Origin of the sequence: Phytoactinopolyspora alkaliphila (assembly GCF_010550695.1) — a bacterium.
Taxonomy (GTDB): Bacteria; Actinomycetota; Actinomycetes; order Jiangellales; family Jiangellaceae; genus Phytoactinopolyspora; species Phytoactinopolyspora alkaliphila.
This window is the reverse complement of sequence record NZ_JAAGOB010000028.1, coordinates 1-1,358: the sequence shown is the minus strand read 5'-3', so window position 1 is coordinate 1,358 and position 1,358 is coordinate 1. Positions and strand designations below refer to the sequence as shown.

Below are 1,358 nucleotides of genomic sequence, written 5' to 3'. Positions count from 1 at the left end.
GGCTCTTGTGACATGTCCGTGGGTGGGTTGAGCGTGTCATAGCAGCGCACGCCGTTCTTTCCGCCTAGGTTTTTGATTGTCGAAGATCAAAAACAAGGTGTGAGGAGAACGGCGTGCGTGGCGCTAGCGTATGGGCTCGGTTGCTGGGTGTCGAGAAGACACTCGTGGATGGGGTCGAGTTCGACGGGGATCTGGGTGTGCTCGTGGCGTATGTGCGTCCACGGGTGGGTGAACGCGGCCGGTGTGGGGTGTGTCGGCGGCGTTGTCCGCGCTATGACGCCGGCGAGGGTCCTCGTCGCTGGCGAGCGTTGGATCTGGGCACGGTGAAGGCGTATGTGCAGGCCGAGGCGCCGCGGGTGCGGTGTGGCGAGCATGGGGTGGTGGTCGCGGCGGTGCCGTGGGCGCGGCACCGGGCCGGGCATACCCGGGTGTTCGATGACACGGTGGCGTGGCTGGCCACTGCGTGTTCGAGGACCGCGGTGACACAGTTGACGCGGATCGCCTGGCGCACGGTCGGTGCGATCGTGAAGCGGGTGTGTGCCGGGGTTGACCAGGTGGTGGACCGCCTGGCAGGGCTGCGCCGGATCGGGATCGACGAGGTCAGCTACAAGAAGGGCCACAAGTACCTCACGGTGGTGGTGGACCACGACACCGGCCGGCTGGTGTGGGCCGCGCCAGGCCGGGACAAGGTCACAATGGGCAGGTTCTTCCGTGCTTTGGGTGAGCAACGCTGCCAGGCGATCACCCACGTCTCGGCCGACGGTGCGCCCTGGATCGCCGACGTGGTCCGTGCTTGGTGCCCGCAAGCGGTGCTGTGCGCCGATCCGTTCCACGTCGTGCAGTGGGCCGGCGAAGCCCTCGACGAGGCCCGCCGAGCGGCGTGGAACGACGCTCGGCGCGCCGTCGGCAACGACCGTCGCACCACCGCCGGCGGCCGAGTGATCAACCTGTCCCGCGGCGATGCGAAGAAGCTCAAGAACGCCCGATGGGCGCTGCGCAAGAACCCCGACGACCTCACCGCCAACCAACGCGCCAAACTGGACTGGATCGCTGCCAGCAACCCCCGCCTATACCGGGCCTACCTGCTCAAAGAAGGACTCCGCCACGTCTTCAAGATCAAAGGCGAGGACGGCATCCAAGCCCTGCGGCACTGGCTGTCACGGGCCCAACGCAGCCGCCTGCCCGGCTTCATCGAACTCGGCCGAAAGATCAAACGACACCGCGCCACCATCTACGCCGCCCTCGAAGAAGGCATGTCCAACGCCCTCATCGAATCCACCAACACCAAGATCCGCGTCATCACCCGCGTCGCCTACGGATTCAAAGACCCTCACGCCCTCATCGCCCTGGCCATGCTC

General features: G+C 66.5%; 1 protein-coding gene. It reads left to right on the top strand.

From position 1 onward, the window contains the following. Nucleotides 1–113: 113 nt before the first annotated feature. The coding region (locus G1H11_RS24905) for an ISL3 family transposase (RefSeq protein ID WP_163821410.1) at nt 114–1,358 on the top strand (1,245 nt) is incomplete at its 3' end.